The organism is Sediminibacillus dalangtanensis, from assembly GCF_017792025.1.
Classification (GTDB): Bacteria; Bacillota; Bacilli; order Bacillales; family Amphibacillaceae; genus Sediminibacillus; species Sediminibacillus dalangtanensis.
Genome location: NZ_CP046956.1, coordinates 3,637,494 through 3,664,090 on the forward strand (window position 1 = coordinate 3,637,494; position 26,597 = coordinate 3,664,090).

25 protein-coding genes, 1 pseudogene and 1 riboswitch are annotated in these 26,597 nt (G+C 44.2%); of the genes and pseudogenes, 11 read left to right on the forward strand and 15 right to left on the reverse strand.

Annotated elements, in window-relative coordinates; translation table 11 throughout:
* Window positions 1–130 precede the first annotated feature (130 nt).
* The 5 genes from ERJ70_RS17800 (at window position 131) to ERJ70_RS17820 (ending at window position 5,256) form a co-directional block, all read left to right on the forward strand.
* The gene (locus ERJ70_RS17800) at window positions 131–694 is read left to right on the forward strand and encodes an RNA polymerase sigma factor (protein ID WP_209366083.1); all 564 of its coding nucleotides are present in this window, start codon (window positions 131–133) and stop codon (window positions 692–694) included.
* Window positions 695–1,135, forward strand: coding sequence for an anti-sigma factor family protein (locus ERJ70_RS17805; protein WP_209366084.1), 441 nt, complete (start codon window positions 695–697; stop codon window positions 1,133–1,135).
* Window positions 1,132–2,238, forward strand: coding sequence for a hypothetical protein (locus tag ERJ70_RS17810; protein WP_209366085.1), 1,107 nt, complete (start codon window positions 1,132–1,134; stop codon window positions 2,236–2,238). Before ERJ70_RS17805 ends, ERJ70_RS17810 begins: the two co-directional genes overlap by 4 nt.
* On the forward strand, window positions 2,235–3,074 hold the full coding sequence (locus tag ERJ70_RS17815) for a hypothetical protein (RefSeq protein WP_209366086.1): 840 nt from the start codon (window positions 2,235–2,237) through the stop codon (window positions 3,072–3,074). The genes ERJ70_RS17810 and ERJ70_RS17815 overlap by 4 nt, the downstream gene beginning before the upstream one ends.
* Before the next feature lie 166 nt (window positions 3,075–3,240).
* A riboswitch (SAM riboswitch) is annotated at window positions 3,241–3,351 on the forward strand.
* Between the two features lie 138 nt (window positions 3,352–3,489).
* Window positions 3,490–5,256, forward strand: coding sequence for a PLP-dependent aspartate aminotransferase family protein (locus tag ERJ70_RS17820; protein ID WP_209366087.1), 1,767 nt, complete (start codon window positions 3,490–3,492; stop codon window positions 5,254–5,256).
* Between the two features lie 916 nt (window positions 5,257–6,172).
* Here the strand turns inward: ERJ70_RS17820 and ERJ70_RS17825 are convergent.
* Both ERJ70_RS17825 and ERJ70_RS17830 read right to left on the reverse strand, forming a co-directional pair.
* A complete protein-coding gene (locus tag ERJ70_RS17825; protein ID WP_209366088.1) occupies window positions 6,173–7,087 on the reverse strand; it encodes a TIGR01777 family oxidoreductase in 915 nt (304 codons plus the stop codon).
* 109 nt (window positions 7,088–7,196) lie between these two features.
* On the reverse strand, window positions 7,197–7,817 hold the full coding sequence (locus ERJ70_RS17830; protein WP_209366089.1) for a TetR/AcrR family transcriptional regulator: 621 nt from the start codon (window positions 7,815–7,817) through the stop codon (window positions 7,197–7,199).
* Between the two features lie 129 nt (window positions 7,818–7,946).
* Here ERJ70_RS17830 and ERJ70_RS17835 point away from each other — a divergent pair, with 129 nt between their 5' ends.
* Entirely contained in the window at window positions 7,947–8,849 is a 903-nt protein-coding gene (locus tag ERJ70_RS17835) for a hypothetical protein (RefSeq protein WP_209366090.1), read from the forward strand.
* Between the two features lie 194 nt (window positions 8,850–9,043).
* Window positions 9,044–9,247, forward strand: a pseudogene (locus tag ERJ70_RS17840) (sortase domain-containing protein); the annotation flags it as partial.
* Window positions 9,248–9,297: 50 nt separating this feature from the next.
* On the opposite strand, the gene ERJ70_RS17845 reads toward ERJ70_RS17840, so the two are convergent.
* The 7 genes from ERJ70_RS17845 to ERJ70_RS17875 all read right to left on the reverse strand — a co-directional run bounded on the left by ERJ70_RS17845 (window position 9,298) and on the right by ERJ70_RS17875 (window position 16,498).
* Window positions 9,298–10,077 carry a class I SAM-dependent methyltransferase gene (locus ERJ70_RS17845; protein WP_209366092.1) on the reverse strand — a complete coding sequence of 260 codons (780 nt, stop codon included), beginning with the start codon at window positions 10,075–10,077 and terminating at the stop codon, window positions 9,298–9,300.
* 385 nt (window positions 10,078–10,462) lie between these two features.
* On the reverse strand, window positions 10,463–10,660 hold the full coding sequence (locus ERJ70_RS17850) for a DUF2188 domain-containing protein (RefSeq protein WP_026570880.1): 198 nt from the start codon (window positions 10,658–10,660) through the stop codon (window positions 10,463–10,465).
* Between the two features lie 109 nt (window positions 10,661–10,769).
* Window positions 10,770–11,840, reverse strand: coding sequence for a Gfo/Idh/MocA family protein (locus ERJ70_RS17855; RefSeq protein ID WP_209366093.1), 1,071 nt, complete (start codon window positions 11,838–11,840; stop codon window positions 10,770–10,772).
* A gap of 10 nt (window positions 11,841–11,850) precedes the next feature.
* On the reverse strand, window positions 11,851–12,825 hold the full coding sequence (locus ERJ70_RS17860) for an ABC transporter permease (RefSeq protein WP_245208052.1): 975 nt from the start codon (window positions 12,823–12,825) through the stop codon (window positions 11,851–11,853).
* Window positions 12,818–14,332 carry a sugar ABC transporter ATP-binding protein gene (locus tag ERJ70_RS17865; RefSeq protein ID WP_209366094.1) on the reverse strand — a complete coding sequence of 505 codons (1,515 nt, stop codon included), beginning with the start codon at window positions 14,330–14,332 and terminating at the stop codon, window positions 12,818–12,820. Before ERJ70_RS17865 ends, ERJ70_RS17860 begins: the two co-directional genes overlap by 8 nt.
* Before the next feature lie 89 nt (window positions 14,333–14,421).
* The gene (locus tag ERJ70_RS17870) at window positions 14,422–15,393 is read right to left on the reverse strand and encodes a substrate-binding domain-containing protein (protein WP_245208053.1); all 972 of its coding nucleotides are present in this window, start codon (window positions 15,391–15,393) and stop codon (window positions 14,422–14,424) included.
* A 115-nt stretch (window positions 15,394–15,508) separates the two neighbouring features.
* The gene (locus tag ERJ70_RS17875) at window positions 15,509–16,498 is read right to left on the reverse strand and encodes a LacI family DNA-binding transcriptional regulator (RefSeq protein ID WP_209366095.1); all 990 of its coding nucleotides are present in this window, start codon (window positions 16,496–16,498) and stop codon (window positions 15,509–15,511) included.
* Window positions 16,499–16,675: 177 nt separating this feature from the next.
* Here ERJ70_RS17875 and ERJ70_RS17880 point away from each other — a divergent pair, with 177 nt between their 5' ends.
* From ERJ70_RS17880 to ERJ70_RS17890, 3 genes are all read left to right on the forward strand, one after another.
* Window positions 16,676–17,644: a sugar phosphate isomerase/epimerase family protein gene (locus ERJ70_RS17880; RefSeq protein WP_209369527.1), complete on the forward strand. Its 969-nt coding sequence runs from the start codon at window positions 16,676–16,678 to the stop codon at window positions 17,642–17,644.
* Window positions 17,645–18,084: 440 nt separating this feature from the next.
* On the forward strand, window positions 18,085–19,014 hold the full coding sequence (locus ERJ70_RS17885; RefSeq protein ID WP_245208054.1) for an SGNH/GDSL hydrolase family protein: 930 nt from the start codon (window positions 18,085–18,087) through the stop codon (window positions 19,012–19,014).
* A 25-nt stretch (window positions 19,015–19,039) separates the two neighbouring features.
* Window positions 19,040–19,654 carry a YpmS family protein gene (locus ERJ70_RS17890; protein WP_209366096.1) on the forward strand — a complete coding sequence of 205 codons (615 nt, stop codon included), beginning with the start codon at window positions 19,040–19,042 and terminating at the stop codon, window positions 19,652–19,654.
* Window positions 19,655–19,694: 40 nt separating this feature from the next.
* On the opposite strand, the gene ERJ70_RS17895 is transcribed toward ERJ70_RS17890, so the two are convergent.
* The 5 genes from ERJ70_RS17895 to ERJ70_RS17915 form a co-directional block, all read right to left on the reverse strand.
* Entirely contained in the window at window positions 19,695–20,330 is a 636-nt protein-coding gene (locus ERJ70_RS17895; RefSeq protein WP_209366097.1) for a response regulator, read from the reverse strand.
* A complete protein-coding gene (locus ERJ70_RS17900) occupies window positions 20,323–21,363 on the reverse strand; it encodes a sensor histidine kinase (protein WP_209366098.1) in 1,041 nt (346 codons plus the stop codon). The genes ERJ70_RS17895 and ERJ70_RS17900 overlap by 8 nt, the downstream gene beginning before the upstream one ends.
* On the reverse strand, window positions 21,360–22,085 hold the full coding sequence (gene liaF, locus ERJ70_RS17905) for a cell wall-active antibiotics response protein LiaF (RefSeq protein WP_209366099.1): 726 nt from the start codon (window positions 22,083–22,085) through the stop codon (window positions 21,360–21,362). Before liaF ends, ERJ70_RS17900 begins: the two co-directional genes overlap by 4 nt.
* Window positions 22,086–22,316: 231 nt before the next feature.
* On the reverse strand, window positions 22,317–22,940 hold the full coding sequence (locus ERJ70_RS17910; RefSeq protein ID WP_209366100.1) for a PspA/IM30 family protein: 624 nt from the start codon (window positions 22,938–22,940) through the stop codon (window positions 22,317–22,319).
* 24 nt (window positions 22,941–22,964) lie between these two features.
* Window positions 22,965–23,303 (reverse strand): lmo0954 family membrane protein, encoded by a 339-nt coding sequence (locus ERJ70_RS17915; RefSeq protein ID WP_209366101.1) that lies wholly within the window; start codon window positions 23,301–23,303, stop codon window positions 22,965–22,967.
* A 218-nt stretch (window positions 23,304–23,521) separates the two neighbouring features.
* Here ERJ70_RS17915 and ERJ70_RS17920 point away from each other — a divergent pair, with 218 nt between their 5' ends.
* Entirely contained in the window at window positions 23,522–24,499 is a 978-nt protein-coding gene (locus ERJ70_RS17920) for a cation diffusion facilitator family transporter (protein ID WP_209366102.1), read from the forward strand.
* Between the two features lie 260 nt (window positions 24,500–24,759).
* On the opposite strand, the gene ERJ70_RS17925 is transcribed toward ERJ70_RS17920, so the two are convergent.
* Window positions 24,760–26,403, reverse strand: coding sequence for a DUF2339 domain-containing protein (locus ERJ70_RS17925; RefSeq protein ID WP_209366103.1), 1,644 nt, complete (start codon window positions 26,401–26,403; stop codon window positions 24,760–24,762).
* Window positions 26,404–26,597: the final 194 nt, after the last annotated feature.

A 26,597-nucleotide genomic window follows, 5' to 3' on the forward strand; every position in this document is an offset into this window, starting at 1 on the left:
CCGGTGAATGGGGCAGCCCTTTTGAATTGGGGTCAGTCCCTCCCATCGTAATACGATGGGAGGGACTGACCCCAAAAATTTATTATTTTTTTGTAGGGGTTGGGCATGGTTGGTTCGTCTATAAAGTGAAATGGTCAGGAGAGGGGGAGCATCCATTCAAGATGAACTGCTTATCAAGAAAATTAAATCGGGCAATCAACAGGCGCTACGGCTGCTGATCGAGCGTTATAAGCACCATGTATTCAAAGTGACAATGAGCGTGTTGCATGATGAAAAAGCAGCTGAAGATGCCGCCCAAGAGACATTTATCAAGATGGTAGATGCTCTCCCCTCTTACCAGCATCAAGGTTTTAAAACCTGGCTTGGTCGGATAGCTTTCCATAAAGCGATCGACTCCCGTCGGAAACAGCAGCGCATGAAGGAAGATTTCAATGGCCCCTGTCAAGAATATCACCATGGCCAGGTTGACAGTGCGGAGGAACAGGTATTGCTGCGAGAAAGAAGACAACGTATCAGAGAGCAAATCGATCAGCTTCCGGAAAAACTGCAGTTTGCTGTCCGCTGCTATTATTTAGAAGGCATGTCCTATGCCGAAATCGCTAATCAGCTCGATTTGGCCGAAAAGACAATTGAAGTACGGCTGTATCGAGCGCGAAAATGGATGAAAGCCCATTGGAAGGAGGATGATTTTTAAATGATTCATGTTGAAGAGGAATTGTGGCACTACATAGACGAAACAATCGATGACCAGAAACAACAGCAAGTCGAAGCTCATTTGGAGACTTGCCAACACTGTTTTGACCATTACCTTGCATTACTTGAACAATGGGAAACACCAGGGCATCTAGCCGATTCGTTTACCGAAGCAACCATCGACAAAATAAACGTTCAACAAGTACTGCCCAAAAAGGACAGACAGAAAAAAGCATCCTCCACATCCAAGGAAGTAAAAACCATAAGCCATTATTTATTGGCAGCTGGACTAACTATTGTATTAATGGCAAGCGGCATCTTCCAGGGCGTTTTGCATATAACCGATCAAACGAGTCTAAATAGCCGGCCGTCCATGACAGACAGCCTCATGCAAAAAACGGACAGCTGGCTGACGCAACTAATGAAGGAGGAAAATCAATGAATAAATCATCTGTACTTGCTTTCTTTTTAGCGCTTATTCCCGGCTTTGGCCATATGTATCTTGGTCAAAAACGTAAAGGGGTGCTCTATCCGTTACTTTTCTTCGGCACAATAGGCTTTGGAACATTTGCTTATTTCATCTCTGCGTTTAATGGGTTCATTCCTTTGACACTCCTTGGCGCATTTTTGATTTGGGCAGTAAATGTCATCGACATGATTATTACCCTATTGATGCGCAGCAAAGTACAGACTTCCGGTCAGTCGGCCGACACTACTGTTCCGTCTCCGAGTGCGATTGTTTCCCAACCCGAGAATTACAATGAACGATTCACGACGATTTTACTGTCTTTCATTCCTGGGGTCGGCCATTTTCAGCTCGGCTTGAACCAGAGAGGACTAACGTTTTTGGCCGGGTTTTTCGGAGTAGCGTCTATGATTTTCTTTGTTGCCTTTGTCAGCCATCAGGGAGGCTTTTTAATTTTTCTGCTGGCCATGCCGATTATTTGGATATACAGCTTCTTTGACGCGATTCAGCTATTGAATAAGAAACAGAACGGAGAAACATTGGAAGACCGTACCATTATCGAAGATCTGGATCAGTATCGGGAAGAGGGTAAGAAAAGCAAAATGCTAGCCACTATTTTGGCGATTTTCCCAGGGGCAGGCCATATGTATTTAGGATTACAACGAAGAGGCCTGCAGTTAATGGCCGCATTCCTGCTGTCTATCTATGTGCTGGACGTTCTGCGTCTCTCCATCTTTTTATTTTTGATACCGATCATCTGGTTTTTCAGCTTTTTCGATGCCTTGCAGCATACAAACAAAGCGGAACAGGGAGACCTTCAGGACATACCGATTGTCAAGTATTTGGCCAACCATCAAAAATGGCTGGGCATTGCCCTTTTAGCGCTTGGTCTTTTCTACATTGCCGATTCAATCCTGCTGCCAGTCATCGCTGAACAGGTACGTAACGCCTTTCAAATCGACCTTTGGTACTACTACCACCAATATTTTCAAGTATCGGTCGTTTGCCTGTTGCTGATAGCCGGAGGAATCCGATTGATTATCGGGTCGAAACCGAAAAAGGGAGGAAATGAACAATGAAGAAATGGCGGGTAGGATCTATCTCGATGGGTGCAGCACTCGTTTTACTGGGAATGGTCATCATGCTCTCTCAATTTCTCGAATGGGATGCAACTACGGTTTTGCTGGCCTGGTTTCCACTTATCCTTGTTGTTTTAGGAGTGGAAATCATCCTTTACGTCTACTTGTCCCAACAGGAACAGCCAGTAGTAAAATATGATTTTTTATCGATTATTTTTATTACCTGTCTTGGCGGGATTGCCCTTATTCTATTTATTGGCGCCTCAACGGGAGTGCTGGACAAAATAAAAACTACTGTTCAGGCAGAAGATGTCGAAGCAACATTGCCGCCGATCGAAAAACAGATCGATGAAAAAGTGAAAAAAATCGTTTTGGAATCAGCCGAGGGAACGTCGCTGGAGACGAATAACACAGGGGATGTCCATATATTTGGCACCTTCCATTCAAACACGATGAACCAGAAGGATATCAAGCCGGAGGAAATCGCCTCTTTCCATCAGATTGGTGATACTTTATATATTGAAATGCTTGAGGCTCCAACCAGCCGATTCGGCTACGATGTAAGCCGGTTTACTGCGACTGTTTCCATTCCCGGCAACATGGAAACCGAAGTCCGGTCCTGGTTGGATGAAGCCCATCTGAACCTGGCTACAATCAAAAGTGACTGGTCACTAAAAGAGGTTGATCAGGTGTATCTGACTAATACGGATTCGGCCGATGTTCAACTACAGGCAGACAATATATGGCAAGAGAAAGACAGTGACCAAACAGATACATTCGGAAAAGGCACTCACCAGCTCGACATCGAAGCAGCCAACCAACTGCACACCAAATAAATTCTTTACCCTGGTAGAGCATTGGGGGGACAGTCCCTTCCATCGTAATGCGATGGAAGGGACTGTCCCCCATTTCAAAAAATTTTCTTAATGGGGTTGACTCGATCGATAGGGTGATTTATAATTCTTTAAAAGATTGAAATTTCCAACAAATTGAATAATGAGACTCTTATCCAGAGCGGCGGAGGGACTAGGCCCGATGATGCCCGGCAACCTTCAGGCAATGATGCTTGAAAAGGTGCCAATTCCTACAGGTCCATGATCTGACAGATAAGAGGAGGACTCCGGATATACGCCCTCTTCTTAGGAAGGGGGCTTTTCTATTCCCCTCTTTCCAACACAACATTTCATTACCTGCTTCCACGGCCTTAGGTACAATTTTTCCCTAGCATTATCACACTTAGGAGGAATTAAAATGACAAACCCATTTCATTTACAAGGTACCGAAACACAACTGCTTCACGGAGGACAGACACCAGATCCGGCTACAGGGTCCCGGGCTGTCCCGATTTATCAAACAACTTCTTATGTATTCCGCGATACCGAGCATGCGCAAAACCTTTTTGCCCTAGCCGAACCAGGCAACATTTATTCGAGAATCATGAACCCGACTGTCGATGCATTTGAACAACGAATCGCTCTTTTAGAAGACGGCGTCGCAGCGGTGGCCACTTCGTCCGGCATGGCTGCCATTACCCTGTCGATCCTGAACCTTGCCGGGAGCGGTGACGAAATTGTAGCCGACAGCAATTTGTACGGCGGCACCTATAACCTGTTCGTCAAAACGCTCCCTCGCTATGGAATCAATGTCACCTTTGTTGATGCATCTGATCCGGAAAAAGTCCGCGCAGCTATTACGGACAAAACCAAAGCTGTCTTCGGAGAAATCATTACCAATCCCAGCCTGAATGTACTCGATGTGGAAACAATCGCTGCAATTGCTCATGAGCAGGATATTCCATTCATTATCGATAATACCTTCGCCACTCCATACTTAACCAAACCAATCGCCTGGGGTGCGGACATCGTCGTCCACTCCGCGACCAAGTGGATCGGTGGACACGGTACAACAATCGGGGGTGTAGTCGTCGATGGCGGGCGTTTTAACTGGAACAACGAAAAATTCCCTGAGTTCATCAATCCCGATGAAAGCTATCATGGCATTCGTTATGCGATCGACACTGCACCGGCAGCCTTTGCTACGAAGTTACGTGTACAGCTGTTACGCGATATTGGTGCCTGCCTAAGCCCGCAAAATGCATTTTTGCTTTTGCAAGGCTTGGAAACGTTGCACCTCCGTATCGAAAAACATAACCAAAACGCTCAACAGGTCGCCGCTTACTTAAGCGATCATCCAGCTGTGGAATGGGTTGCGTACCCGGGATTGGAAAACCATCCTTCCCATCAGCTCGCAGAAAAATATTTAAACGGAAAAGCCGGCTCGATTATTACTTTCGGCATCAAAGGCGGTCGTGATGCCGGACGACAGCTAATCGACAACATTACCCTTTGGTCGCATGTTGCCAATGTCGGGGATGCCAAGTCGCTGATCATCCACCCTGCTTCTACAACCCACCAGCAACTGGATGCAGATGGACTGAAAGAAAGTGGTGTAACGGAAGAATTGATTCGTCTGTCGATCGGTATTGAAACGGCAGAGGACTTGATCCGGGATCTCGACCAGGCAATCGCCAAAGCTACCGGAACACAACCTACCGTAACGGTTACGAACGAAAAGGCAATCCAGTGGGCGCTTCACTCACCATTCGACCGGACAAACGGACTGCGGCAAAAGACCATTGCCGTACTTGGAATAGAACCCGACGCTGATCTGCCGGTGTATCAGACAGCAGCAAAGTTGCAAAATCTCGGCTATAAAATCATTCCGGTTCATAATGGAAGTGAGCCGATCCTTAGTGAGACACCAGTGGCTAGCCTGTCAGCGATCGAGGATGAAATCGATGTGCTTTATACACAGGACACGCTGGCGGCTGAGGCCATACTGGCAAACGAAAGCCCGATTGAAACAAAGATACTATGGCTCGATTCTCAGGAAACCAGCCTGGATGTCACCGACCAGGCGCGCGTGCAAGGGATTACCGTTGTCGAAAGTCTTTGCCCATATCAGGAAGCGGTAAGACTGAGAAGCGGAGATACGAGACAACAGCCTGTCCACGCTTGATATAGCATGTACCAGTACGAAAAATAAAAGGACTCCCCTCATTTAAAAGCCGCTTGGAATCATCCAAGCGGCTTTTGTATATTGGAATATTAGAGGTATCAGATATGGGGCAACCGGTTTATAATGAATTTATTATTTTTTACCTTTGTATTAAATAACAAATTAAGGTTTTACTAGAAAGCTTTATCTTAAAATAGATCTTTAGCAAAGATCTCATGCTTTAACTTTAATGAAGACATTTTCAAAGTAGAAGATCACTGTACTCGTCTTTTTTTGACAAGGTGAATTTACTCCTTCTAATATCCCCTTCAGGTATTTTTTTACGGTAGGACTTGATATCTTAAGTTCTCTAGGGATTTGATTAATTTGTAGCATCTTCATGAACCCTAATATGCAACATTAATTTTCCTCCATATAAAATAACCAACATATCATAGAAAGTTAGATTAATATAACAAAAGTGTAAAGACTCATTAGGTACTTACTGTACACTCTATTTCACCTTTTCAATACGAATTCCTCATGTTAACAATAAAAATATCGTCCAGCGTTCATTCATGCAACGCTGGACGATGTTTTTCACCTCAGAAAACAATAAGAAATTCTTCACTGCCTTCCTACACCATCCCATTTTCATCCCATGCTTCCAAGGTTATAGATTTATGTCTCGATTATCCATTGGTTAATAGAAACAATTACAGCTAATATTTGTTTTTCAGCTCCCGTACCTCTTCTTCCAGCTGTTCAACCCTTTGCTACAGTTCCTTTTTTGGTTCAGAAATTTTTCTGCCAATCATACCAAAAAAGCCGAACAGAGCTATGATTCCGCCGGCGATTGCCATGACAAACAATAAAACTATTTCTGCCAAGATTATCCCTCCCTCTTTCACTAGAAATTCCGCTTTTGTTACCTATTTTAACCCGGCATTCCAACACGTTTGTTCTGCTGAAGAATATCTTTTATCGTCTTATCAAGCGTATCGAATCTGAACTGAAAACCTTCCTGTTCCAAACGTTCTGGAATTACCCAGCGACTTTTTAACACGAGTTCCGTTTCCGTCCGGATCAATACCGCTCCCATTTCCAGCATCCATTTCGGTGCTGGCAAACCTATCGGGGCATTCATTTCCGTTCTTAATCGCTTCATCAGCTCCCGATTGCTGACGGGGTTGGGGGCTGCACAATTAAAGACACCGCTCAAGTCATCCCTTCCTTGCAAAAACAGGACAATTTGAAACAGATCTTCCACATGGATCCAGCTGAATTTTTGCTTTCCAGATCCCTGGACACCGCCGAGACCAAATTTCACCAGATTTAAATAAGGAGTCATCACCCCTCCCCCTGGCCCTAAAACGATAGCAGTTCGGAGAGCAGCTTGTCTTGTATTCGGTAAATCAAAAGAAAAGAATACTTCTTCCCATTTTTCCGCCACATCCACAGAAAAGCCCGTGCCTATTTCTCCGTTTGTTTCCGTCATCGGCCGATCTTCCGCATGCCGGTATATCGTAGCGGTACTGGCGTTAAGCCAAACCGGCGGCGGGTTATCACAAGCCTTGATGGCTTCGCCGAGAATGGTCGTCGTGTCGATTCTTGATTGCAGGATTTCCCGCTTGTTTTTATCATGATAACGACAGTTGACCGATTTACCAGCCAGATTGACGAGCAAATGCGCCTCTTCCAATGCTTCTTTGATGGCATCCCTGTCGTCCCATGATATGTAAGAGGGCTGTCTTGATATAATACCTACGTCATATCCCTTCTCTTCAAACCTACTTTTGAAATAATTACCGATAAAGCCTGTTCCCCCTGCGAGGATCACTTTTTTCATCATCAAAACCCCAATCTGCATTTTATCCGAATTGGTTGTCTCTTGGTGTTTTGCGTTTATTTTAACATAGATAACTATTGGTAACGGCGCCTATGCGTGATAAGATGAAGGGCTATGACTCCTGCCTGAATCCGTTTTTATCCATAAATGAAATCGGCGTGTTGGACAGTGTTGACCTCATCAATTGAAAAACGTCTTCTTGGGATAACAACTCCTCCCTTTCAGATATCATAGCTTGTACCCTCATACCATACCCCAGAATAGTGAAGAAGGCAGATATTTTTTCAGCATCCAATGTATCAGGTATCGGTCCTCTATTTTGCCCTGCATTAATCCACTTTACGGAATGCTGAAAAAATGCTTCCTGGAATTCCTCTAAGATTTCTTGATCTTCTGCTTTATTTTGGTGACTTATCAAATAAAAGAAAATTTGGTTGGAAACGCTGGACTTAGAATGAATAAAGGATTTTAACGTCTGGCGAAGTGGCTCGCCCAATTCTGCTTCTTTTTGTTCCTTGATACTAGTGTGAAACTGCTTATCAACTTGTTCTAATTGATGCTTCAACACTAAGACAAACAATTCATTTTTACTTTTAACATAATGATAGATTGCACCTTTCGAAAGACCGCTACGCTGTATGATTTCATTCAACGTTGTCTTCTGACACCCTTTTTCAGAGATAATCTCTTCTGTGACTTTGATTAGTTTCTGGAAGCTTTCATTCTCATACATGTTCTGTACACTCCTAGTGATCATATAACTTAACTATACAGAGGTGTAAAGTTTCTGTAAACCGCTTGCGTACCGACCGTCGGTATGTTACTTTTTTCTTAATTACTATCTTATTAAGGAGGTTGAAAGATGGTGAAAACAGCTCAAGGAAATCATCTTTTTTATCGCTCATGGCTTGTTCGAGAACGCTTGTTACTGTTCACTGGAGGAATCGGCCTTCTTCTTGGCGGTGTTTGTCTTTTCATTGTGCTTTTCAAGGGAGCTGCTATTCCTCCGGAAGGGGATTTGTTTAAAGCCGTATCTTTTAATGTCGCTATTGGAGTCTTTTTAATAACGACGGCCATACTACTACCTTTGGTCAAGATGCCTGACTCTAAACAAAGACTATTTCGATGGGGTCTCTTCATTTGTAGTCTATATAGTTACGGCGCAGAAACCATTCAGCACATTCGAGGAATAAACCCTCGTTTTTCAGTAGCCGGAAATCTGATTGACCAAGTTGCTGGCGGGGTTTTCGGACTTGTATCCCTGTGTATAGTCGGGATATACATTATGTTGGCCTTCTACATTTTCCAGCCTGTTATGCTGAAACAAAATCCAATTTGCACCCTCGGTTTAAGATACGGTATTCTTTCAACGCTGATTTCCTTTGCGGCTGGTGTCTGGATGATTGTATTACAGGGACGATTTGTCGGCATGGATGGAAACATTATCTTGTTCCATGGTTTGGGGTTTCACGGATTACAAGTTATGCCAATCCTTGCCTGGGCCTTCGTCCAATCCTATTCTGATAAGAGAAAACAACGGAAACTGATCCACTTGACTGGAGGGGTTTGGAACTTATCACTAGGAATGATCGGCATACAAACAGCACTAGGAAAAACACTTCTTCAGCTAACCATTACCTCTACCGCATTCTACCTACTGACAATAGCCTTTTTTACAATCTTTCTTTCAACAGCATTTCAATTTTTTAAAAATCCAAAAAGGATTGCTTCCATTGCTTCGGAAGACAAAGACTTAGCAAACTAAACATCATTTCTTCATGGTGGCTGAAACAATGTTTCTGCTCAGGGTGGACAAACGCCGGATACAGCTACTTCCCTGCCAACGATGATGATGTTCGGTATTATCGTTAGTGCCTTAGGATTACTGGTGCTTGCTTTAAGAAAACACATGGGGATACTGTTTCCTGTCACGTGAATCAAGTATAAAATGGAGAACATCTCTACGTCACTTTTGAAGGAGTGACTTATGATTATCAGGTCAACAAAACTTGGGTAACAGATAAAGATGATCATTCGGTAATTGCAAAAGAAGAACCGACATGGACACTTACAACCTGTTATCTTTTTGACTTTATTGGCTCTGCGCCAAAACGTTATATGATTCAGGCAGCATTGGTTGGAAAAGAAGTACCTGCGGCCTGATAGAAAAGTCAGTTCATCTAAGGATGAGCTGACTTTTGTTTTTGACAGACTCACAAAACGAGTTTTACTGCCTTGGTCGCGATAAACGTTTTGATATATTGATCCAAAACCCGTGTTCCTCCGAAATCATCTTCATAAAAACCCATTATTGCAAAGCCGGCGTCGATTTGCCCTTGTATTTGTTCCTCCATGGTATGCGCATATTCAATGGTTTGGTTGGAACGAATGTAATCCTCTACTTCTCCTTCAGGCAATTGATCTAAAGTCGAAGAGGGGATGGGATGCCTCACATCAAGAATCCCTTTTTGTTCCTGCTGATCATCAAAAATAAACAGCAGCGGATTCGTAAATCCGGCGATTAGAGTTCCATTGTTTTTTAATACCCTTGCCGCTTCTTTCCACACCGGATGGATGTTATCCACGAATAAATTGGAAACAGGGTGGATGATCATATCAAAATATTCGTCCTCAAAGACACTTAAGTCACGCATATCCCCTTGCACGGTGCATAACGACAATCCGTCCCGTTCTGCTACCAACCGGTCCTGTTCCAACTGCTTACTTGATATGTCGGTGACGATTACCTCCGCACCCGCAGCAGCAAGTACAGGGGCTTGTTGCCCTCCACCTGATGCAAGGCAAAGTATTTTCATTCCCACTAAGCGCTTCGGGAACCAGTTGCGAGGTACTGCTTTCTCCGTTGTTACAGTAATTTCCCACTCACCGGCCTTACTCTTTTCAATGATTTCGCTACTTACTGATTTTGTATAACGCGAGCCTTCCGCTACTTTCTGATCCCATGCATTGCTGTTTTGCCGTGTAGTGTCCATTGTTCGTTTCCTCCCCATTCCCAACAACTTTATAGTTTTTACCAGCGTACCATAGAAGAGGCCATTAAGGAGCAACATATTCAATAAAATGCACGAAATAAACTAGGCGGGGTAGGCGGGGTCAGGGTAGGCGGGGTCAGTCCCTCCTTCAGGAATATCCATCGCCTTTGCTCTTAGAGGGTCAGTCCCCATCAAGCCGAGTTCATCCTTTTTCAGGTTGTTTTTTCGCTTGAATCCTTGTCTGCCAAGGATTCTAACAATCAGGGGGACTGACCCTCCAAGGGGTAATTATTCTATCATGAGCTGGAGAGGGACTGACCCCTGACCCGCTCTAAAAAGGCCAGCTCATGGTGAGCTGGCTTTTTGCTGTTGAAGGGCTATTGTCTTAGTATTTCTTTTCTTCCACGATTTCGTGGTTTTCGTCTAAAATCATCAGTCGGCTTGGTGTATCGTTTGAAGCCAACTTTTCTGCTTCTGCAATTGCATCGTCTTTTTTGCTGTATAAATCAGTCGGAGCTACGTCTTCGATTTTTACATACCAGCCTTCAGCATTTTTGTTTGGTGTTACGCTGTATTCTTTCATGTCTATCGCTCCCTTTCAGAAATTGCTTTATCTTGTGTTACAAGACAATTCCCGAGAGCATAGCGCCCCAAACCTGTACTATTGTGTTCTGTGCAGTACTCTGCCTGCTTTATACCTTCTTGGTTTCTACTTTACCTACTCGTTGGTTAACCTGAACAACCGTCGCTGTTTCTGCCGCTTTCACGATACCCAGGATGACCTTTAATGAAACAAGTGCATCTTCTCCGGTAACAGGTGGTTCCTGGTTATGAAGGACACTCTCCACAAAAGAATCGATTACACCGCTATTCGTTTGCTTATCATTGGTCTGGATGGTTTCCAATTGATACTTGGCTACTGCACCATCTTTTTCCATGACAATTAGCGGGTACTCCTTGTCATGGTAGATTTTTATCATTCCACCCGTCAGATAAATAATCGTGCTGTTATCCTCTTCGCCATAGTAGGTCCAGGAAAAAGAAGCCGTCCCAATGCGCCCGCCGGCTGTTTTCAAGGTGCAGACAAGATTGTCGCACACCTCTATCGGTTCCCCTGTAATGCCTGTTTTATCTAAAGAACCTTGAAAGGCACTTACCTGATTTATTTCATCATTCAACAGATAATGCAGCAAATCGATTTTATGAATCCCTAAATCGCCGGCAACTCCCAAGCCGGAACGCTCCTTGGAAAAAAACCAGGTGGAATTCGTTTTATTAACCCCCCATCGTTCAGGTCCTGCATGGCCGAAGCTCGTTTTAAAAGTAAGGACTTCTCCAAGTTCTTTACGCTCTATTAACTGTCTGGCTTTTTGATGTGCCTTCGTAAAGCGCTGGTTATGATCGATCATCAATTTCTTCTTAGACGTTCTCTGCGCCTGGACAATTTGTTCTGCTCCTTCAAGGGTTAATGCGATCGGTTTTTCACAAAGAACATGCTTTCCGCCTAGTAACGCTTTAACGGTATTGTTAGGATGAAATTCGTTCGAGGAACAATCGCTAATAATGTCGATCGTCGAATCTGCTATCAAGTCGTCCAACGATTGAGCAACCGATCCTGCAAATTGATTGGCCAGGAGCTCTGCCCTTTCGGGATTTCGATCATAAAAGACAATTTCCTTAATAAATGGATTCGCTTTGTACTCGGGGGCATGGCGAAACCTGGTAATCGATCCGCAGCCAATAATGCCTGCCTTCAACTTCATAGACATCCTCCTATTCCCGCTTTTGGAAAACTACTGCGACGATGATGATCAAGCCCTTTACAAATCCCTGTAAATGTGGTGATACATTCATCAAGTTCATCATGTTGTTCAAAATACCGAGAATCAAAACGCCGAAAAACGTCCCAAGAACCTTCCCTCGCCCACCTGTCATCCTCGTCCCTCCGATAATGACCGCGGCGATTGCATCCAACTCATAAGCCTGACCGGAGCTGGAGGAAGATATGGAGTTCAGCCTCGACGTTTCAATGATTGCCGCAATACTTACGAGGAGACCTGCCAAACTGTAGACACCTATTTTGACACGGTCGACACGTATAGTGGATAACAGAGCCGCCTTCTCATTGCTCCCAATCGCATAAACATACCTGCCAAATCGCGTCTTTTGCATCAACACGTAAACAAGGCCTGTCATTACTAAAAAAATGATAATTGGATAATCGATGATCCATAATTCGCTGTTTGCTATCACCGTGAAGCTGGATACCTCTCCAGAGATACTGCCACCGTCAGCAATATAGAGCGCAATCGATCTCGCCCCCGCCATCATACCCAAAGTGGCAATAAACGAAGCAATCCTCCCCTTGGCGACCATCAGTCCATTCAACAGACCCGCAAATGATCCGACTATAAATGCTGTCACGATTGCTAACAAGATACTTCCTGTCGCATTCAGGGACAAAATCGAAACGACCCCGACAAGTGCCAGGACGGAGCCGACTGACAAGTCAATACCACCCGAAAGCATGACGATGGTCATCCCTAAGGCGACGATGCCGATAATCGAGACCTGCATCAGAATATTCAATTGATTATTCACGTCTAGAAATCGGGGATTTAACAAGGATGCCAGGACAAAAATGACCACAAAAGCAATGATTACACTATATTCGGACCAGAGCCAGGACAAGTGCCTGTTTTTGTTCGACATTTCTGTACTTTCCTGTTTGATTGCTGGACTAGCCAATGTGTTCTACCTCCCTTTTTGATCCGGTGGCATATTTCATGATTTCATCCTCGCTCGCTTGGTCCCGTTTCAATTTTGCCGTGATCTCCCCTTGGTACATCACATGAATAGTGTGACAGATTTTGAGAATTTCCGGCGCTTCGGATGATAGAATGATGATCGCTTTGCCCTGTTCAGCTAACCGGGCGATTAATTGATAGATTTCCCGTTTTGCTCCGATATCGATCCCCTGGGTCGGGTTGTCAAAGACGAGAATGGGAGTATCAACCTCCAGCCATTTTGCCAGGACAACTTTTTGCTGATTGCCTCCGGAAAGCTTATCGATGGTCACCCTGGGATCATGCACCTTTATATTCAATGATTCTTTGAATCGATGAAATCGGGACTTTTCCCGACTCGGTTGAAGGAAACCAAACCGCTCAAAGTGGGATAGAGAAGATATACTGATGTTGTGGTAGACACTTAAATCTTTTATAATAGCATTCTCTTTTCGGTCTTTTGGTACAAATCCAATTCCAGCCTGCAATGCCTGTTTAGGATGGTTAATTTGAACAGGATGCCCTTCTACCTCTATACTGCCGGAATATTTCTTTCTGAATCCAAAAATACTTTCAAACAACTCTGTACGTCCATCACCGGCCAGCCCGGTAAAACCAAGAATTTCTCCAGCACGCAGTGCAAAATGTATGCCACGGAAAAGACCAGGGCTTGTCAACCCTGTTACGTTGAGCATTTCCCTTCCTGGTTCATGCTGTTGAATTAAATGCTCTTCCGACACAGATCTGCCGACCATCAGCTTTGTAATGGCATCCAAGCTTTGGTCAGCCATCCGGCCTGAGCCGACTACTTTTCCATCCCGTAAAACCGTATAACGATCGCAAATTTCTTGGATTTCTTTCAACTTATGGGAAATATAAATAATCGAAACATTTGCTGCTTTTAAATTTTTCATTAATGCAAACAACCGATAGACTTCATGCTCCGTCAAAGCTGTAGTCGGCTCATCCATGATGATGATTTTGGAATCCTGAAGCAAAGCCCTGGCAATCTCGATCAATTGCTTGTAGGAAGCATCCAACTGGCGAACATAGGCCTTTGGGTCGATTTCCACACCTAGTTCGGCAAGGACCTCGTTCGTCTTCCGGCACATTTCTTCTACCTTCAGCAGCCCGAACCGGTTCCTTCTTTCCACCCCTAAAAACATGTTTTCATACACTTTCAAATCCGCTACTACATTTAATTCCTGGTGAATGAAACTAATGCCGAGCTGCTGTGAGATTCGCGGGTCGATTATCTCTACTTGCTCACCGTTCACCTTGATCGTGCCTTTGTCAGCAGGAAAAATGCCTCCCAAAATATTCATCAAGGTTGATTTACCGGCTCCATTTTCCCCTAGCAGAGCATGTATTTCTCCCTGTTCCAAACGGATACCGGCCTGTTTGAGAACAGAAACACGATTAAAGGATTTATCGATATTTTCCATTTCCAATACATAATTACCGCTCATTCAACACCTCTCCCTATCAGAAAGAGGGAATACAATGCTTGTCGATTGTATTCCCTTTTCCCGTGGCTCTCCTTTTACACGCTGTCAGCTTAATACTTGGAGTCTTCCTTATAGAATTGATCTACATTATCTTTGGTTACCTTGGTGGCTTCTTTCACTACCATTTTTTCTTCCGGCTCTTCTCCTTTCGCAAGATCTGCCGCAATGGTCACGGCATCCCGGACCATTGTCGGCGAATAGAGGAAGGTCGCCTTGATCAATCCATCTTCCTGCATATTCTCGAACACGGTTTTATTGCCGCCGGCTCCTGTAATAAATTGGATATCTTCCCGATCCGCCTCATTGATTGCCTGGAGGACGCCTAACGCCATTTCATCATCCTGGGTGAACACCGCATCTATTTGTGAATGCGCTTGCAAAATATTTTGCATAACTTCCAGTGATGCTTCTTTTGAAAAATCCCCATTTTGCGAAGCAATAACCTCTATGCCATCCTCCCCATCCATCGCTTCCTGGAATCCGCTCCCCCTCTGGTTCGTGACAGAACTCGGAGGGCCGGTAATCTCGACCACTTTTCCAGTTCCCTCCAACTGTTCAATAAAATATTTTCCTGCGTTGACTCCAATCCCTTTATTGTCCCCTTTAACCACAACAGTCGCCGCATCATTTTCAAGTTCCCGGTCAACGATTACTAACGGAATACCTGCTTCTTTTACTTTTTGCCCAACAGGAGACAAGGCTGCAGATTCGATCGGCAGCATCACAATGACATCCACCTCTTGGGAAATTAAATCTTCTACATCATTTGCTTGCTTGTTTGGATCCGCCGCATTGGTCATCACGTAGTCGATTCCTTCTGCTTCCTTTATTTCCTGTGCTTGTTTTTCCGCATTGTCGATTAATGCTCCCATCCAGCCGTGTGTTGCAGATGGCAAGGAAATACCGATTTTAAGTTCGCCGTCTGCTCCTGATGCTTCGCCACCGCTCTCCTCTCCGCTTCCACATGCTGCAAGTCCCCATAAAACCAACATAGACAAGAACAAAACAAGTAGTTTTCTCACTTCTCCACCCCTTTTTTGTTATTGGAAGCTCGCTTTAATGTAATCGTTTACATATAAGGCCAGCACTCTAGTATCAATATTCATTTGATACCACAATGCCAGTCTTAGTTGCTGATTAACCTAAAGTAGACTCCCGAATGACTAATTCATGATCCAGAATGAGACTTTCCACTTCTTCTCCTTGAATTTTCTTAACCAGCATATCTGCAGCAGCTTCCCCCATCTCATACATCGGCTGCGAGATCGTTGTCAAAGTAGGGTGCGTCATATTGGAAAAAGCGATCTTGTCAAATCCAATGATGGCAATGTCTTCCGGCACTTTCAGTCCTTGATTGTGAATTTCTTTCAGCGCACCAATCGCAAGCATGTCGGATACAGCAAAAACCGCCGTTGGACGTTCTTTCTGCATGAAAATCTTTTTCATTGCCTGCTGGCCATAAGAAAAATCCAACCCTTGCGTGTGGACAATCAAGCTGTCCTCTAATTCCATATTACTTTCTTCTAATGCCTTCTGGTAACCAAGCTGCCGCTGGCGCGCATACAGGTATTTTTTGTCGGAGTTGATCAAAGCGATTTGCTGATGCCCGATTTTTATCAGATACTTCACCGCGCGATAAGCTGCCTCAGCGTTGTCAATGGTCACGTATGGGATGCCACTGTCGACAGCATACTCGCTGCACTGGATGATCGCATGATTTTCGGCGAGTCGGATAAGGGTGTCGGTGTTCACAGCCGGGTCCATGGAAATGATACCATCGGCCATTTTTTTGCGGACCAAATCAAAATAGATGTTCTCTCGTTCAGCATTTGTGTCGGTTTCACACAAAAGGATATTATAGTCCAATTCGATAGCCGTGTTTTCAATGCCATTGATGATTTCCGAATAAAAAGGATTGGAGATATTCGGGATGAGGACAAGCAGCAATCTGCTTTCTGAGTTTCTCAAATTCCGACCAAGGAGGCTAGGTTCATAATTTAATTTTTTGATTGCATCTTCTACTTTTATTCTCGTTTTCGCCGTCACGGAGTTTTGCCCATTTAAAACTCTGGAAACCGTTGCAACCGAGACTCCTGCTTGTTTGGCCACTTGGTGGATTGTTGCCATCTTCCCCAGTCCTTCTTTCTGTATTGCGTAATTTTTTGTAATCGTTTACAATACAAATAGTACTGAAAGATTCTTTTGATGTCAACCGTTTTATCCCAATGTTTCTCTTAACTTTATTTATTTATGTAATGGATTACAAATCTACATTTTCTGATAATGATGGAGGAGGGAAAGATGATGAAGTTAGGTGTTTTTACTGTTTTATGCGCAGACAAACCGTTTGATGACATGCTCGATTATGTTTCTTCCAGAGGATTGGAAGCAATTGAGCTCGGAACCGGAGGGTACCCCGGAAACGAGCATTGCCCTATTGCGGAATTTCTCGATGAGCCAACCGCTCAGCAGGAAATGATGCAAAAACTGACCGATAAAGGACTCATGATCAGCGCTTTAAGTTGCCATTCCAACCCGCTCCATCCCCAGGAAAAAGTGGCTGTACCCGCGGACACATTACTCCGGAATACCATTAAATTAGCATCTCAGTTAGGTGTAAAGGTTGTGAACACATTTTCCGGCTGTCCCGGGGACCATGAAGGTGCTCTTTATCCAAATTGGCCGGTGGCAGCCTGGCCGCACGATTTTCAGGAAGTGTTAAAGTGGCAATGGGATGAAAAACTAATTCCATATTGGAAAGAAATAAACGACTATGCAGCTGCCAACGGCGTAAAAATCGGACTGGAATTGCATGGCGGGTTTTCCGTACATACGCCCGCAACCATGTTAAAGCTACGAAAGGCTTGCGGTTCCGCAATCGGAGCGAATTTAGATCCAAGTCATATGTGGTGGCAGGGGATTGATCCTGTGGAAGCCATCAAAATACTCGGAGATGCAGGTGCCCTACATCACTTTCATGCGAAAGATACCATCATTGATCAGCAGAATACGAACATGCATGGTTTAACCGATATGACACCTTATACAGAACTGCGCAGCAGAGCCTGGTATTTCCGTACGGTAGGGTATGGGCATGGACGTAAAACATGGGCCGATATAGTCAGTGCCTTGCGCCTGGTCGACTATGATTACGTGGTCAGCATTGAACATGAAGATGGACTGATGTCCATTGACGAAGGGTTCAGCAAAGCAGTCGAGAACCTTCAGCCCATCATGCTGAGAGAACCCGTGGGTGAAATGTGGTGGGCCTGACGAATACATGCCAGATCGCTTACTTTCATAAACCGGACGTCCTCTTGTGGTCCGGTTTATGACTCCCTCTCCACCTTCCCTTTTTCCAGTGATTCCCCATGAAAATAATTATCGCTGATAGCGCAAGACGTGTTATCATATTGTATACTATTACTAACGATACATCGGCCTGTGCCGATGCTTTTTCGATGTCAGGTGAAGATCGAAATCCTCCTTCCCACGTTTTTGAAAGTGGGGCGAAGGGAATATTCTTTTAGTGCGTGTTCTAAAGTAAATGAAAAGGACCAAGAAGTTCGAGGCTGTGTAGATTTGAGCAACAGAACGTGTACAATTAATGCGTGAGTAGCGGAAAAGCAAGCCAACGAAGAAATTCGAAGAAACTTTTTGAACAGTCTCTTTTAATACTGATTTTTTATCAATTCCTAATAGGTGTGATAACGTTGCGAAATAAATACTCCAAGACTATCATCGGTGCCATTTTGTTGATTTTGCTGCTGGCGATTGTCACTTTTCAGGCGATGCAGACGTCAGAAAGCGACAATGCCGAAAAAAATATCCGTCCGGAAACCCAGGAGAAAGATCTTGAAGTCACAGAAGAAATACCAGATGACACTGAACTTCAAAAAGCTGAAGAGACGGAAGAAGAAACACAACCGTTGGCAGAGGATATCAAAGATAAGGTCAGCCAGGTAATCGAGAGCGCCCTTGGGTTATTTGTCAAAAAGGATCTGGACATCGTCGCGATCGGTGATTCCCTGACCCAAGGAGTCGGTGATACCTCTCATAATGGCGGTTATGTGGGGATTCTCGGGAATACCTTGAACGATGATGGACAACAAAAAGTGGACATCGTCAACTATGGTAAACGGGGAAATCGTTCCGACCAGCTGTTAAAACGGCTGGACCAGACCGAGATAAAGGCCTCCATCGAAGAGGCCGACATCGTCCTCGTCACCATTGGGGCGAATGATATAATGAAAGTAGTAAAAAACAACTTCACCAATCTGGAGTACGAACCATTTGTGAAGGAACAGGCAAATTACATGGAACGGCTCCGAAAAATATTTGATAAGATGTTGGAATTAAATCCTGATGCCACCATCTATTTAATCGGCTTTTATAATCCATTTGAAAATTACTTCAGTGATGTCGAACAATTAGGGCAGATCATCGATGATTGGAACAGTACTGGGAGTACAGTGGCTTTAGAATATGAACAAGTCAACTATATTCCAACCAAAGATTTGTTTGCAAATACGAATCAGGACTTACTTTACGAAGATAATTTTCACCCAAATAACACCGGTTATAAATTAATGGCGGAACGGGTACTTGAATATATCCGGCCGGAAATAGAGCGTTCCGAATAAGCTTTAACAAGAGGGGAATAGAACAATGAGTGAAGAAAAATTGCAGAAACAGAGACACTGGAAACGTTGGTTTCTCGTACTTGCGGGAATAAATGCCGCGGTTATCCTCCTCCTTCTGTTTCTGATATTTATTCCTTCCTGGTCAAACCCGTCACTTGATTGGGAGGAGCTGGAGCAAACTCCGGGAGCTGAATTCACGGTCACTTCCAGCAAAGAAAACTTAAGTGAGCTGGTCAATGCTTATGTGGATCAAATGTCCAACGATACTATCGGAAAGTATGAGGTAACCATGGAGGATGATGTGGAGTTTACCGGTTCCCTCGAGGCCTTTAGCGCGGAGATTCCTTTTTCCATCCATTTGGAGCCGATTGTCCAGGAAAACGGTGACCTTGTCCTCAAACAAAAGGATATTTCCTTGGGATTGTTATACCTGCCAAAAAGAAAAGTGCTGGAATATCTGAATAAAAGCTATCCGACTCCTGACTGGGTGGTCGTTAACCCTGAAGAGGAAACGATTTATATTGCTATTACCCAAATGGAAATGAAGAGTAACTTCAAAGTAAAAGCAGAAAAATTCGACTTAGAAAATGATGATATTTCCTTCCGCATCAAGGTGCCTAATGAAACGTTGGGGCTTTGATGGCAACAGTGGCGGCAACCTTGTAAGGTTGACCGCTTTTTTATTGGGGAACAAGTCCCTGGCGATAGGCATACACCGCGGCCTGGGTGCGGTCCTGTACCTCGAGCTTGCTTAGAATGTTGCTGACGTGCACTTTTGCTGTTTTCAGAGCGATGAATAATTCGTCAGCAATTTCCTGATTGGTCTTTCCTTGTGCTACCAGTAACAGCACCTCCATTTCACGGGCCGTCAAGCTTTCATGCGGAAGAGTGGTCTGTCTGTTTCTCATCTTTGCCATCACCTTATTAGTAACTTCTGGTTCAAATACCGCTTCTCCTTGGTAAGTGGAACGGATCGCCTGTGCTATTTCACTGGCTTTCGATGTTTTTAATAAATAACTGGAAGCACCCGCTTCTAAAGCAGGGTACACTTTTTCATCGTCAATAAAACTGGTCACAACAATAATTTTTGCTTCCGGCCAGGCTTGGACAATCTTTTCGGTCGCTTCGATTCCGTCCATTTCCTCCATCACCAGATCCATCAATATAATATCTGGACGGAGCTCCAGCGCCAATTCGACCGCTTTTTTTCCATTGTCAGCTTCGGCAACCACTTCGATATCCGGTTGAGTAGTCAAATAAGCACTTACTCCGATTCGGACCATTTCATGATCGTCGACAAACAATACGCTAATCATGTTCATCACCCTCTGATTGTAATACCGGCACTCTGACTTCCAATTTTGTCCCTTTATCCGGTAAGCTAATGATTTTGATGGCAGCCCCTACTTCGGCCGCCCGTTCTTTTATATTCTGCAGTCCATAGGATCCAGACTGGCTTTTTTCCACATGGAAACCCACCCCGTCATCGATCACCCGTAAAATGACTTGTCCCTCGCTTTCAATCAGCAGGATATCCAGTGCGCGGGCTTTAGCATGGCGCAGCGTATTGGACACCGACTCCTGCAATATGCGGAAAAGATGATCTTCAATCCCTCTTTCAAGTTGGACCTCGTCCATTTTCCAGGAAATGGCTATCGGAACCTTTTGTTTCAGCTCTTCCAACAGCTGCTCGATGCCTTGTTGAAGAGACTTCCCTTTTAAGGCGGCAGGCCGCAAGTGCAAGAGCAGCGCGCGCATCTCCAGCTGGGACTGTTGAATCATCGCTTCAATTTGCTTCAACTGAACAGAGACTGCTTCATCACTGTTCAGCTCATTGAGCGCAGAAATCAACATGGACGCTGCAAACAACTCCTGACTGACAGAATCGTGCAGCTCTCTGGCCAATCGGTTCCTTTCCTCGGAGATGACCCGTTCGATTTCCTTCTCTTGGTCCTCCACCCGCTCTGTCGCCATCTTTTGAGCCAGTTTAGTTTGGTCGTAAATGTAGTGTTGAAGTTTTGCAGCTTTCTCATGTAAAGCCCGTATTTCTGCCAATGAAGCTGATTCTTCAGGAACCTGCTGGTTGTCCTGATTTCTGTCGAGTACGGTTTCCAATCCACTTAATTGTTTTTTCCAAAAGAGTCCTTCTGCAACCCCGAAGCTGCCCCCGGCTGCCAGCGTAATCAGGATGATAAAAACGACAAACGGCAATTCCCATATTTTCCGTTGCCAAAGCTCACCCCAGTCATCGAGCGGAAAGCCCAGAAAGAAAACGACAGAAAAAACCGCCAACAAAAGCAAAGCCGTCAACAAACCGACAATGAGTGAACGATGTACCACGTTTTTCATACACGCTTCACCTCTATCTTGCCGGCCAGTATCGAGGTGACGATTTTAACCTTCTGTTTAGCATGCTGATAGTTTTCGGTTTCCATATGGATGACCTTGTTCCACATCTGTTTTTCTTTATAGTCGAGGATCTCCGCAGATCCAAACAAGGCAGAATGACTGATGGTGATTTCGACTTCATAAGGAACTTGGATTTCGATATTGCCAAAGAGGTTGCGAATTAAAATGACCGACTCCCCTTTTGGAAGCACGGTGTTATTCATATCGATAATGGAATCCCCGATGCCTGTCTGGATATTGATATCCTGCCACTCGTATGCACCAGAACTGGTTTTTTGACGACCGAACCATTTATTGGTGAACATCGCCGGACGCTGGATAGTCCCTCTTGCCGACGCATCCTCTCCAAATTGCGGCTGATAATAGACCGGTTGTTTTTTGGAGTGGTACCATTTGAGCACAACATAGGCGACGATGGTCAACAAGAAGAATTTGAACGCAACGGTGTTGAGAATGATGATGATCAGTCCGAGCAAGCCTGCCCAAAACACAAGCCTTCCCCAAGACTTGTCGATTCGTTTCCGCCCATAGTATATAGCTGCACCGTACAGAAAGAGAAAGAAGAGAAGCCGTGACCCGTCAAAAAGCAATTCGAACACAAAAATGACGGTCGTAAGCAGTAAAATCATATCGATGAAGTCTGTATTTCTGCGATTAAACATAAAGCTACTCCTCTTTTTTATTATGGCGATTTTCGGTGCGGAAGTTCTCGTCGGTCAGCTTGCGATCTTTTCTACCCATAAATTCATAGACCTATTTCTCCACGACTGGAATGGTTTCTGATGAATCGACAACAGGAAATAAGACGTACGACAAGTACGCCTTATCCACCTTTCTCCGCTCGTACTTCTCCTTCTAGATTACCAGAACTCTCAGGCAAGGAGAAGCGCTATTTATTCCGCTCTTTTTTCTAACTCGGCAATGCGGGCATCCAGCGTATAGCTTCGGTATTCGGCATTCACCTGATTTTCCAGCCGCTCGATATAATCCTCCATTTCAGAAAAGGTTGCGCTGCTTTTTTCGGCATAGCGATCAGCATGCAGCACTTTATTCATCCCTTTGTGGGCTTGAGCAGCATTTTCCCGTCCTTTCAGATCCATTCGTTTCACATAAAGGTCCTTTAGCTTATGCTTCATTTCCACATATTTGCTTTCCAGCGATTCCAGCTCTTTAATGGCGTTTTGCCTGATGGAGTCCAGTTTGGCTGCCCGCTCCTCAAAGTATACCTGATCTTTCCGTGCTTGTTCATGGAGCTCTTCTTCATTTGCCTTCAAAGCGATTTCAGCCTGGCGTTTACGCTTGTCCGCCATAGCAGCAGCCTGATGGTATTCTCTGGTGAATTCCTGTTTAAGCGCGTATTGTTTTTCTACAAGTCCTCTGATTTTTTTCACTTCCTGCTCACAACGGCGTACATATTGATTTAACTGTGCGATTGGATTTTTTTGTTCCTTTTGATCGAGCATCTCATTAAAGTCGGCAGAAATCGTGTCCTTGATTCTTGTAAATAAATTACTCATTTCTCTACAACTCCTTTTCTATGTTTAATTAATCCAAGATTCTTTTCCAGTTTCATTAAAAAGATCATCATCCAAATAACTGGTTGCATGTTTATCTTTTTTCCACACTTTATAGGTATAGTACAAAACGACGAAGGCAGCTACACCAATCAATGCCGGCAAGTTCGCCAGGGAAATGGAAAGACCGAACAGAATAGCGATTGCCCATAGCACCTTCTGGCCTACCGTATCCGCAAGAACGAACTTTTTCACTGCATAATAAGAAACAACCAGACTGACAGCCAATAAAATCATCGGTCCGAGATTAGCCAGGATGAGGATGACTGCTGTCACACCTAGTAATAGCAACAGGAATGTTTTCATGTCGATATCCTCCTTTCATGTCTCTATCTTATCGGGAATGGAGGCAGAACATAACGACCTGGAGCTATAATTTCCACTAAGTCTGAAGGCTTATCACGCCCAAATGATTTAAAAAAATGGTGTACAAGGCGTTTCGTTTTCTCCAAACAGAGGCAATATAAAAGTGTACTTATTCCATGAATGATTACCTGTAAGCTATGGGAAGGAAGGAAAAAAGGATGAAAGAGTTATGGAACCTGCTCAAACAAGGGACAAAATCTTCGTTGTGGGCCGCGACAGTCAACATTGTCGTAGGAATCATCAAAACGATTGCGTATTTCATCACAGGGAATGTAGCCATGTTTGCGGAAATGATGCACAGTTATGCGGATGCAGCCAATCAATTTTTCGTTTTCATTGGCTCGGCTTTAAGTAAAAAAGCACCAACAGACCGGTTTCCAAACGGATTCGGCCGTCTCGTGAATCTTGTTCTTCTCGGCGCCGTTTTGATTGTCGGGATTCTCGCTTACGAGACAATAAAAGAAGGGATTTACCATATTATTCAACCGGAAGGTCATGAAGGGTGGTTCTGGTTGAATATAGGTGTACTAGGCGTATCCTTTCTTTTGGAAGGATTTGTCCTGACGAAGGCAATGAAAGAGATAACCGAACACATTTCCGACGAGGAAAAGAAAGGCCTGGGGCTAATTACGCAAAGCTTTAAACATGCCAAGGAAGCAAATCCAGCGACAAAACTTGTATTTTTAGAGGATTTGGTAGCGACGCTGGGTGCACTGATTGCCATGATTGCCATCGCCCTTTCCAGCTATACGCCTTTTCACAGTGCGACTGGTTATGCGTCCATCGTTATCGGCATGTTATTGTTTATCGTGGTCGGTAGGATTTTTCTCGATAACGCAGCAGGCGCCTTGGGAATCACCGTACCCGAAATGGAAAATGCGATTGGCAACCTGGCCATGAAGGAATCGATGGTCAAAGATATCAAACGCCTTCATGTCATAAAAGAGGGCGACCAGCGGCATGTCGAGTTAAAAATAGAAATCGACCCTAAAGTGACCATAGCGGCGGCTGATGACATGCGGGATCGTCTGGAGAAAAAAATTAAATCACAAAGAGGCGTGACAGATGTGATTATTGAATTTGATGAAGATGACCAAGTACCGAGCTGGTCCAAATCGTCTGAAAAAGAAAACTAAGAGACAGGGACGTACCATGAGTTTTTATATATGGTAAGCTCCTTAGCTAGACTTCCTTTTATTCTGTTATTTGAAGTACTTCGCATTGCACGGCAAGATTAGCTGAAATCGTGCCCGCGGAAAGCGAAGTACCTTGCCGGAGTGGAATCGTTGCCATCTTTCATTGCAAACAGAAAACCGAAGAATTCGAATGCACAGCATTCCGAATATCGTTCGGTTTTTACTTTGGCCACCATGCTTTTATTCGGCTTCGGTCATTCTTATTTTTTCTGCTGGTTGTAGTAAATTCTCGAAATAAACAACCCAATCACACCGAGCGAAATGAATAAGACTGCCCGCCAGACGATATCAATCGTCGTTAAGTCATACAGGATAATTTTTGCCAGGGTAATGAGTAAGAATGCTAAACCAAGGTACTGCCAGTGCTTTTCTTTAAAGAAGCTGTACGCGGCATACATCATGGCGACAAATACCATCCAGGAAATCGACAGAGCAATGTCGAAATCAAACGCCCTGCGATATGTCAGCACATCGACTACTTCACCAAAAAAGTAAAGCAGCAAACCAGCAATTATGTAAGGGGCTGCTATGGTTATCATCGATTGCTGTAACGCGATTGCTTTTTCTCTAAAGCAATAAATCGCCAGGAAGAAACCGATTAACGACAGCCAGCAAAGGACCTCGATTATCGACAGATCCCTGCCTGGGTAAAGCGACAATTGATTGAATACCATGATCAAAACCAAAAAACTCGCAATGGTCCCAAACAGGCTGTTCCGCTTTTGGGAAAGATAGTAGACGATCGCTGCCTGAAATATATAAACAAGCATCTGTACATAAACAGTCTCTTCCAGTAATTCCGTAATGATCAAAAACAGATAGAACATCGAAAAAACAAAAAACGTATTTTTCAATACTGTATGTGATTTGCTTTTTACAAGGCTCAGTCCTCCATATACGGCTGCCGTCGCAAAATAAAAACTGTATAGTTGATAATCATGTTGCCCGAATACACTCAAACCGATCAGATAAAGGAATAAGGCACCCGTCGAAATTGCCGGGATGTACATTTCCTTGCTTGCTGTGTGGTGTTTGAAGGCCAAGTAAATAATCAGCAGCTGCTGTATTGCCAAGGCGGAAAGGGTGACAAAAGTTGTTGTCCCTGCCCCGACAAAGGCAAAAAATACTACGGCGAAAATAAAAGCATAATTGGCAATGTTCCAGGTAACTTTATACCGTTTATACATCGATTCCAAAACCAATCCGGCAAAAATCAGCGTCTCATATAAGTAAAAAATCGTTTCTGTCCCTCTGTCCCCGGCAAATAAAAATGGATATAGATAAGCACCGAGGCCAATGATGGCAAGCAAACTTTGGGAAGCATATTTCCTCGACATCCAAACCCCGGCCACCATACCTGCAGCCAATAGAATCAAAGTGATCGAATAAGGAATAAGCTGATACAAAACGTTACCGGCAAATACAGAAGCAATATACACAACGATACTACCGCCGAGAAGGACAATACTGAGTGCGCTTGGGTTTTTGCGAAACTGCATGTGTCCTGATCCATACAGCAATCCCGACACCACAAATCCGGCCAGAACCCGGATCGGCGGGCTGAGGATCCCTCTATCCATAGCTGCAATAAAAGCCCAAATAATACCTAGAACGAATACCAAAATGAATACACGAGGCAGCCAATCACTGATGATTTGCTCCATATCCTTCGGCACTTTTTCCGCGGCGGGTGAGACCGGCTCCGAGATAGCAGGTCGGTGCTCATCAACTGAGCCTGCTTCCGGTTTGTCTTGTTTCAAATTTCTTAATTCTTTTTTCACTTCCACTAATTCCGCTTCGATATGACGGACTTTTTCTTCAAGTTGATAAGCACGATCAGTCATATTATTTCTCCTTTGCCATCCAATAAATGGGCTCCACTTTTATTATTCAGGATATGCAGCGAAATTCCTTCCTACCTTCTCAATGATGTTCTTCCTAACCAGAAGTATTGCTCCAGGACAAAGTGGCTGGGATATAACATGTTGATTCTTCACAAAAAAAACCGGAAGAGAGAGTTCGAATACCCCAAGAGTGG